The sequence below is a fragment of the Streptomyces hygroscopicus subsp. hygroscopicus genome, from assembly GCF_001553455.1.
Taxonomy (GTDB): Bacteria; Actinomycetota; Actinomycetes; order Streptomycetales; family Streptomycetaceae; genus Streptomyces; species Streptomyces hygroscopicus.
In genome coordinates this window covers 1-8508 of the sequence record NZ_BBOX01000493.1, presented here as the reverse complement: position 1 = coordinate 8508, position 8508 = coordinate 1, and the positions used below count along the sequence as shown (strand labels likewise).

Below are 8508 nucleotides of genomic sequence, written 5' to 3'. Positions count from 1 at the left end.
GCCGCCAGCCGGTCGGCACCGAGAACGGATCGACCCACGCGCCAGCGGCCGGGCCCCGCGCCGTACCGCCGGAACGGGGGCCACCAAGGCTGGAGCCGCCGGAACCGGGGCCACCGAGGCTGGGGCCACCGAGGCCGGAGCCGCCGGGGCCACCGGAACCGGAACCGCCGGGGCCGGGGCCACCGGGCTCCGGGCGCGCACCGGGTCCGCCGCCCTGCGCACCGGGTCCGCCGCCCCGCGCCGCGGTGGGCTCCAGCGCCGCCTGGCGCAGCAGGGCCGCCGCCGCGTAGACCTCCTCCGGGACGGCCGACGGGATCAGCGAGGCGGCCGCGCGGTCGACCAGGCCCGTGTCGAGCTCGCCCGAGACGACCGTGGGGTGGGCGGCCAGACGGCGCAGAAAGCCCGTGTTGGTGTCCACGCCGAGGACCGTCAGGGAGCCGAGGGCAGCGCGCAGCCGGCGCAGGGCCGTGGGACGGTCGGGGCCATGGGCGATGACCTTGGCGAGCATCGGGTCGTAGACGGTGCCGACCTCGGTGTCCGGGCTCAGCCCGGAGTCGACCCGCACGCCCTCGCCCACCGGCTCGTCCAGCGCCAGCACGGTGCCGGCCGAGGGCAGGAAGTCCACCCGGCCGTCGGCCGCCGCGCGGGCGGTCTCGGCGCAGATCCGGGCCTCCACCGCATGGCCGCGGAAGGCGATCTCGTCCTGCCCGAACGGCAGCGGCTCGCCCGCCGCGACGCGCAGCTGCCACTCCACCAGATCCAGCCCGGTCCGTCCGCCGACCGACACCGTCAGCTCGGTCACCGGGTGCTCCACCTGGAGACGGGTGTTCATCTCCATGAAGCAGTACGCGGACGGATCGTCGCCCGGCACGATGAACTCGACCGTGCCCGCGCCCACATAGCCGCAGGACCGGGCCGCCGCCACCGCGGCCTCGCCCATCCGCGCCCGGGTGGCCTCGTCCAGCAGCGGACTGGGCGCCTCCTCGATGATCTTCTGATGGCGGCGCTGGAGCGAGCACTCGCGCTCACCGAGGTGGACCACCTGCCCCTGACCGTCCGCCAGCACCTGGATCTCGATGTGCCGGGGCCGGTCGATCCAGCGCTCCACCAGCAGCGTGTCATCGCCGAACGCCCCGCGCGCCTCCCGCCGGGCGGCCGCGATCTCGTCGCCGAGCAGCGCAGCGTCGCGGACCAGCCGCATGCCCTTGCCGCCGCCGCCCGCCGAGGGCTTCAGCAGCACCGGCATCCCGATCTCCCGGGCGGCGGCGATGAGCTGGTCGTCGGTCAGCCCGCTGCCCGAGGAGCCCGGGACCACCGGCACCCCGGCCGCGCGCACGGTCTCCTTGGCGCGGATCTTGTCGCCCATCAGCTCGATGGCCCCGGCGGGCGGCCCGATGAAGGCGAGCCCCGCGTCGGCGCAGGCGCGGGCGAACGCCCCGTTCTCGGCGAGGAAACCGTAGCCGGGGTGGACGGCCTGGGCGCCGGTGCGCGCGGCGGCCTCCAGCAGCCGCTCGATGGACAGATAGCTCTCGGCGGCGGGGGCGGGGCCGATCCGCACCGCCGTGTCCGCCTCCCGCACATGGCGGGCGTCGGCGTCCGCGTCGCTGTAGACGGCGACCGAGCGCACGCCGAGCCGCCGCAGGGTGCGGATGACGCGTACGGCGATCTCACCGCGGTTGGCCACCAGGACGGTGTCGAACATCGCGGGCGACGGGCTCGTCGCCCGCGTCCCCCGCATCGGACCGGTCGGGCTCGTCGGGCTCGTCGGGCCGGTCGGGCTCGTCGGGCCGGTCGGACCGGCCGAGCCGGTCGGGCTGTCCGGAGTCGTCGGGCTCATCGGGCTCATCGGGTGCATCCCCCTCACATCCGGAAGACGCCGTAGCCGGGCGCCACGGGCTCGGTGGCCGTACGGCCGGGCAGCGGGGCGTTGGCACAGGCGGTCAGGGCGAGCCCGAGGACCGTGCGGGTCTCCAGCGGGTCGATCACACCGTCGTCCCACAGCCGGGCGGTGGCGTAGTAGGCGTTTCCCTGCGCCTCGTACTGCTCGCGGACCGGGGCCCGGAACGCCTCTTCCTCCTCGGCGCTCCACGTCTCCCCGCGCGCCTCCATCTGGTCGCGCTTGACCGTGGCGAGCACGGAGGCGGCCTGCTCACCGCCCATCACGGAGATCTTCGCGTTGGGCCACATCCACAGGAAGCGCGGCGCATAGGCGCGGCCGCACATCGAGTAATTGCCCGCCCCGTAGGAACCGCCGATCACGACCGTCAGCTTGGGGACGCGGGTGCAGGCGACGGCGGTCACCATCTTGGCGCCGTGCTTGGCGATCCCGCCTGCCTCATAGCTGCGGCCCACCATGAAGCCCGAGATGTTCTGCAGGAAGACCAGCGGGATGCCGCGCTGATCGCACAGCTCGATGAAGTGGGCGCCCTTCTGGGCCGATTCGGAGAACAGGATGCCGTTGTTGGCGACGATGCCCACCGGATGGCCCATGATCCGCGCGAAGCCCGTGACCAGCGTGGTGCCGAACTCGGCCTTGAACTCGGCGAACCGCGAGCCGTCCACCAGCCGCGCGATGACCTCCCGCACGTCGTACGGCGTGCGGGAGTCGACCGGGACCGCCCCGTAGAGCCCCGCCGGGTCCACCGCGGGCTCCTCGGAGGGCTCCAGCGGCCACGGCGGCGAACCCTGGCGCATCGGGGACGGCGGCAGGGTGGCGACGATGGAGCGGACGATCCGCAGCGCGTGGGCATCGTCTTCCGCCAGGTGGTCGGTCACGCCCGAGACCCGGGAGTGGACCTCACCGCCGCCCAGCTCCTCCGCCGAGACGACCTCGCCGGTGGCCGCCTTCACCAGCGGCGGACCGCCCAGGAAGATCGTGCCCTGGCCGCGCACGATCACGGCCTCGTCGCTCATCGCCGGGACATACGCCCCGCCCGCCGTGCAGGACCCCATCACCGCCGCGACCTGGGGAATCCCGGCGCCGGACATCCGCGCCTGGTTGTAGAAGATCCGCCCGAAGTGGTCGCGGTCCGGGAAGACCTCGTCCTGCATGGGGAGGAAGGCGCCGCCGGAGTCGACCAGATAGACGCACGGCAGGTGGTTCTCCAGCGCGACCTCCTGGGCGCGCAGATGCTTCTTCACCGTCATCGGGTAGTACGTGCCGCCCTTGACGGTGGCGTCATTGGCGACCACGACCACCTCGCGGCCCGCCACCCGGCCGATCCCGGCGATCACCCCCGCCGCCGGGGCCTGGCCCCCGTACATCCCCTCGGCCGCGAGCGGCGCCAGCTCCAGGAAGGGGGAGCCGGGATCCAGCAATGTGTCCACCCGGTCGCGCGGCAGCAGCTTGCCGCGTGCGGTGTGCCGCGCCCGCGCCTTCTCCCCGCCGCCCAGCCGTGCCACGGCCAGCTTCTCGCGCAGCCGCGCGGCCAGCTCGCGGTGCGCGGCCTCATTGGCCCGCCAGGTGTCGGACGCCGGGTCGGCGCCGCTGCGCAGCGCCGGTGCCTGCTCCATGGCTACGAGCCCCCTCGCTCGGTCCGGTTCTCGTCCGGCCGGTTGTCGCTCGGCCGGTTGTCTGTCGGCCGGTTGTCGCTCGGCCGGTTGTCTGTCGGCCGGTTCCCGTCCGGCCGGTTCTCGTTCGGTCCGGTTAGTTAACGTTAACTCATTACCACCAGGTTAACGACCACTAACCCCGCTGTCTAGAATCGGTTTCATGAGCACGCAAGCACCCGCCCCGACCCGCCGCGAGCAGATCCTCAAGGAGGCCGCGCGCCTCTTCGCCGAGCGCGGCTTCCACGGCGTCGGCGTCGACGAGATAGGCGCGGCGGTCGGCATCAGCGGACCCGGTCTCTACCGCCACTTCCCGGGCAAGGAGGCGATGCTCGCCGAGCTGCTCGTCGGCATCAGCGGCCGGCTGCTGGCGGGTGGCAAGCGGCGCGCCGCCGAGGGGAAGGGTGCCGGGCTCGCCCCGGCCGAGGTGCTGGACTCGCTGATCGAGGGCCATATCGACTTCGCCCTCGACGACCGCCCGCTGATCGTCCTCCATGACCGCGAGCTCGACCGGCTCCGGGACACCGACCGCAAGCTGGTGCGCTCGCTCCAGCGGCAGTACGTGGAGCTGTGGGTCGAGGTGGTGCGCGAGGTCTATCCCCGGCTCGCCGAGGCCGAGGCCCGCGCGTGCGTCCACGCCGTCTTCGGGCTGCTGAACTCCACCCCCCACCTCGGCCGTCCCGGCGCCCTCCCGGGGCGTGCGGCCACCGCCGCCCTGCTGCGCCGCCTCGCCCTCGGCGCCTTCGATGGCGCCCATGGCCCGGACGGCGGCTGAGGCGGTCCGCGGGAGGGGATCGGACGAGGCTGGACAGCTCGGTGACTCACGGGTAGCTTTCAACTGAGCAAGCGCTTAGGTGAGCGTTGAGCAAACGCTTGGATGAGCGTTGCCGAGCCAATCACTGAGGAACCACGACAGCGGCCGGCCGGGTCCGCGAGAGCGGCGGCGGCTCAGCCGTAAGGAGGGCCGGGCCAACTATGCGCCGCACGGTGTTCAACGAGGACCACGAGGCGTTCCGGGAGACCATCCGCGACTTCATCGCGGCCGAGGTCGTGCCGTACTACGAGGAGTGGCGGGAGGCGGGCCAGGCCCCGCGCGAGTTCTACAAGAAGCTGGGCGAGCTGGGGGTCTTCGGGATCGAGGTGCCCGAGGAGTACGGCGGGGCGGGCCAGACCAGCTTCAAGTTCAACGCGGTGATCACTGAGGAGACCGCCCGCGCCGGGGTCAGTTTCGGCGGCAGCAGCGTGCACACCGCGCTCTGCCTGCCCTACCTCCTCAAGTACGCCAACGAGGAGCAGAAGCGGCGCTGGCTGCCCCCCTTCGTCACCGGCGAGATGATGACCGCCATCGCCATGACCGAGCCCGGCACCGGCTCCGACCTGGCGGGCATGAAGACCACCGCCCGGCTCTCCGAGGACGGCACCCACTACGTCCTCAACGGCGCCAAGACCTTCATCACCGGCGGTGTCCTCGCCGACCGGGTACTGGTCTGCGCCCGCACCGCCCCGCCCACCCCCGAGGACCGCCGCAGCGGCATATCCATCCTCGTCGTGGACACCAGGAGCGAGGGCTACGCGGTCGGCCGCAAGCTGGAGAAGCTGGGCCTGAAGACCTCCGACACCGCCGAGCTGTCCTTCACCGACGTCAAGGTGCCGGTGGAGGACCTGCTGGGCGAGGAGGGCAAGGCGTTCGGCTACCTCGCCCACAATCTGCCGCAGGAGCGCCTGGGCATCGCCGTCGGGGCGTACGCGCAGGCCGCGGCCGCCGTCCGGTTCGCCACCGAGTACGTGCGGGACCGCACCGTCTTCGGCAAGCCGGTGGCGTCGTTCCAGAACACCAAGTTCGTGCTCGCCGACTGCCAGTCCGAGGTGGACGCGATGCAGGCGGTCGTGGACCGGGCCCTGGACGCGCACGACGCCGGCGAGCTGACCGCCGCCGATGCCGCCTCCGCCAAGCTCTTCACCACCGAGCGCGCCGCCGTCGTCATCGACAAGTGCCTTCAGCTGCACGGCGGCTACGGCTACATGATGGAGTACCCCATCGCCCGGCTGTACGCGGACACCCGCGTCAACCGGATCTACGGCGGGACCAGCGAGGTCATGCGGTCCATCGTCGCCAAGTCGATGGGTCTGTGACGACCGTCATGACCAGCGGCAACAGCACCGCAATACGGGTCTGCCAGACTGCTTGAACCATGAATGACGCACTTCAGGGCCTCCTCGATCTGCTCGACCTGGAGCAGATCGAGGAGGACATCTTCCGCGGCACCAGCGACGCCGCGCCCCTCGTGCCACGGGTCTTCGGCGGTCAGGTCGCCGCCCAGGCCCTGGTCGCCGCGGGCCGCACCGTCCCCGAGGACCGCTCGGCGCATTCGCTGCACGCGTACTTCCTGCGGCCCGGAGACCCCGGGGCGCCCATCGTCTACACCGTCGACCGGATCCGGGACGGCCACTCCTTCACCACCCGCCGGGTGGTCGCCGTCCAGCACGGTCAGGCGATCTTCCACCTGTCGGCCTCCTTCCAGCTGTACGAGGAGGGCCTCGAACACCAGGAGCGGATGCCGGACGTACCCGACCCGCTCTCCCTGCCGACCGCCGAGCAGCTGCTGCCCCGGTACGAGCACCTCTTCCTCGGACCCGGGGTGACCGAGCGGATGCTGCAGGCGCGGGCCGCGGTCGACCTGCGGTACGTGGACGAGCCGCCCTTCGGCAGCGTGGGACGGCCGCGCGAGCCCAAATCGCAGGTTTGGTTCCGGACCAACGGCAAACTGGACGGCATCGCCGATCACCCGCTGCTCCACGTCTGCCTGGCGACCTATGTCTCCGACATGACCCTGCTGGACTCGGTGCTGCTCGCCCACGGGCGCGGCGGCTGGGCGGTCGGCGACATCGTCGGGGCCAGCCTGGATCACGCCATGTGGTTCCACCGGCCGTTCCGGGTGGACGACTGGCTGCTGTACGACCAGGAGAGCCCCTCCGCGTCCGGCGGGCGCGGCCTCGCCAAGGGGCGCATCTTCACCGCCGACGGGCGGCTGGCCGTCTCCGTGATCCAGGAAGGGGTCATGCGGGTGCCGCGCGAGAAGAAGTGAACGCGGCGGCGGGGCGCCCCGGGGCCGCCCCGCCGGACACCGACGAGGCCGGGCGGTGCGGGGGCGAGACCGGGCCGTACGGGCACGAGGCAGGGCCGCGCGGGCGCCGGACGGGCCGCGCTGACGCCGGGCGGGTGCCGGACGGGCGTTGGCCGACGGCCGCCGTGCGGGTGGCGTCGGCCGGTACGGGCGCCTGGTGGCCACGGGCTTGTGCGGGCTCGGGCGGCCAGGGCTTGTACGGGCGCCGGGCGGACACCAGCCCGTACGAGCGCCGGAGCGGGCCCTGGCCGGTACGGCGCCGGGCGGACGTCAGCCCCTATGGGCGCCGGGCGGACGCTCGGTCGGGCTTCTACGGGTCTATGGACGCCGGGCCGGACGGAGGCGGGCCCGGCGGGTCAGAACTGGGCCGTCAGCCCCGCCGCGTCCAGCAGGTACGCCGCCATCGGGTCGTAGAACCTCGGATTGGTGACGTGGTCGTCCAGCGGGACCACCACCGACAGCGTGCCCTCGGACTCGCCCAGGAAGAGCGCCGGGTCGTTGCAGTCCGCGTAGCCGACCGCGTCGATGCCCCGCTGTCCCGCGCACCCCGCCCAGCCGTGGTCGGCGACCACCAGATCGGGCAGCGGACGCCCCTCGTGGGCCAGCCCGTCGAGGATCGCCGCCATGGGCGCGGGGGAGTGGGTGTGCCACAGGGTGGCGCCCCGTTCCAGCATCGCCACATCGCAGAACTGGAAGACGTACCCCTCGTCCGCCTGCAGCCCGCCCGGGATCTCCACGATCTCGCACCCCGCGGCCCGCAGCGCCGCCGCCGTGGCCCGGTGGACCTCCAGCAGCCCGCCCGGGTGCCCGGTGGCGAACAGCACCCGCTCGTTCGCCTCCGCCGCCTTCCGCAGCACCGACGCCATCCGGTCCAGCGCGCCGACCGTCAGCTCCGGGTCGATCGTGTCCTGCCCCGCGCGGTGCCCCGGGTCGTCGACCACCCCGCACCGCTCCGCCATGACCGCCAGCACGTCCTGCTCATCGGTCCAGCGGTCGCCCAGCTCCAGCCCGAGCCAGTAGTGGCGGTCGCCGTTCGCCAGCTTGCGGTAGTGGGAGAGGTTGTTCTCACGGGGAGTGGCGACGTCCCCCGCGATGCGCGTACGGATGAGGTGGTCGATCAGTTCGGCACGGCTGGGCACGGCGCTGGGTATTGGCATGTCGCCCATTGTCGCCTCTCCGGGGAGGGAATGGGGACATCCTCCGCCGGTCGGGCGTGACACGATCATGGCGAAATGCCGGATGTCCGCCTTCGCTCAGGTCCTGGAGGCGCCCGGGGGCCGCGATGACCACCTCCGCGCCGCCGCGCAGGGCATCGGCCTGGCGGTGGACCGGCGCCCCGCCGACCACGCTGCTGTTCCCGGGTGGGGACGATACGAGCCGGGGCCCGCACTCAGGTGCGGGCCCCGGCTCGTATCAGGCGCGGTGATCAGGCGGGAACGATGTTCTCGGCCTGCGGGCCCTTCTGGCCCTGGGTGACGTCGAAGGTCACCTTCTGGCCTTCCTGCAGCTCACGGAAGCCGCTGGTGGCGATGTTCGAGTAGTGGGCGAAGACGTCGGCGCCGCCACCGTCCTGCTCGATGAAGCCGAAGCCCTTTTCCGCGTTGAACCACTTCACGGTGCCAGAAGCCATGTTCTTCTCCTTGATGTAGAGGGGTCGATCCGGAATGCGTGGACAATGCATCCCGCGTCGCCGAAATGACCCCATCCGGAAAAGACCGGCAGAAACAAAGAATGCGCCTGACGCTACATACCGTCAGGCGCACATAAAGTTCATGGGTACCACAACTGCAACGAGAACGACTCTAGCACGTGCGGCCGCGTGACGGCGAGAAAC

At 72.4% G+C, this 8508-nt stretch carries 7 protein-coding genes; 3 read left to right on the top strand and 4 right to left on the bottom strand.

Annotation, left to right across the window (positions count from 1 at the left end; all coding sequences use genetic code 11):
- Nucleotides 1-1702 (bottom strand): acetyl-CoA carboxylase biotin carboxylase subunit (locus AXW62_RS37120; protein ID WP_252368874.1); only part of this gene is annotated, 1702 nt, incomplete at its 3' end.
- A 158-nt stretch (nucleotides 1703-1860) separates the two neighbouring features.
- Nucleotides 1861-3513: a carboxyl transferase domain-containing protein gene (locus AXW62_RS37115; RefSeq protein WP_030841715.1), complete on the bottom strand. Its 1653-nt coding sequence runs from the start codon at nucleotides 3511-3513 to the stop codon at nucleotides 1861-1863.
- Between the two features lie 199 nt (nucleotides 3514-3712).
- On the opposite strand from AXW62_RS37115, the gene AXW62_RS37110 reads away from it, so the two are divergent.
- The 3 genes from AXW62_RS37110 (at nucleotide 3713) to AXW62_RS37100 (ending at nucleotide 6635) form a co-directional block, all read left to right on the top strand.
- A complete protein-coding gene (locus AXW62_RS37110) occupies nucleotides 3713-4324 on the top strand; it encodes an SACE_7040 family transcriptional regulator (protein ID WP_030841713.1) in 612 nt (203 codons plus the stop codon).
- Between the two features lie 200 nt (nucleotides 4325-4524).
- Nucleotides 4525-5682, top strand: a complete 1158-nt coding sequence (locus AXW62_RS37105; RefSeq protein WP_030841710.1) for an acyl-CoA dehydrogenase family protein — start codon at nucleotides 4525-4527, stop codon at nucleotides 5680-5682.
- Between the two features lie 59 nt (nucleotides 5683-5741).
- A complete protein-coding gene (locus AXW62_RS37100; RefSeq protein WP_060948269.1) occupies nucleotides 5742-6635 on the top strand; it encodes an acyl-CoA thioesterase in 894 nt (297 codons plus the stop codon).
- Nucleotides 6636-7030: 395 nt separating this feature from the next.
- Here AXW62_RS37100 and AXW62_RS37095 read toward each other — a convergent pair whose 3' ends face one another.
- Both AXW62_RS37095 and AXW62_RS37090 read right to left on the bottom strand, forming a co-directional pair.
- Nucleotides 7031-7840: a phosphatase gene (locus AXW62_RS37095; RefSeq protein WP_370595016.1), complete on the bottom strand. Its 810-nt coding sequence runs from the start codon at nucleotides 7838-7840 to the stop codon at nucleotides 7031-7033.
- Nucleotides 7841-8100: 260 nt separating this feature from the next.
- Nucleotides 8101-8304 carry a cold-shock protein gene (locus AXW62_RS37090; protein WP_007383480.1) on the bottom strand — a complete coding sequence of 68 codons (204 nt, stop codon included), beginning with the start codon at nucleotides 8302-8304 and terminating at the stop codon, nucleotides 8101-8103.
- Between the last annotated feature and the right edge of the window lie 204 nt (nucleotides 8305-8508).

What these genes read in the sequence shown, in the direction of transcription:
- AXW62_RS37115 (WP_030841715.1), bottom strand. Translation starts at nt 3,513, where the DNA reads ATGGAGCAGGCACCGGCGCTGCGCAGCGGCGCCGACCCGGCGTCCGAC.
- AXW62_RS37110 (WP_030841713.1), top strand. Translation starts at nt 3,713, where the DNA reads ATGAGCACGCAAGCACCCGCCCCGACCCGCCGCGAGCAGATCCTCAAG.
- AXW62_RS37105 (WP_030841710.1), top strand. Translation starts at nt 4,525, where the DNA reads ATGCGCCGCACGGTGTTCAACGAGGACCACGAGGCGTTCCGGGAGACC.
- AXW62_RS37100 (WP_060948269.1), top strand. Translation starts at nt 5,742, where the DNA reads ATGAATGACGCACTTCAGGGCCTCCTCGATCTGCTCGACCTGGAGCAG.
- AXW62_RS37095 (WP_370595016.1), bottom strand. Translation starts at nt 7,840, where the DNA reads ATGGGCGACATGCCAATACCCAGCGCCGTGCCCAGCCGTGCCGAACTG.
- AXW62_RS37090 (WP_007383480.1), bottom strand. Translation starts at nt 8,304, where the DNA reads ATGGCTTCTGGCACCGTGAAGTGGTTCAACGCGGAAAAGGGCTTCGGC.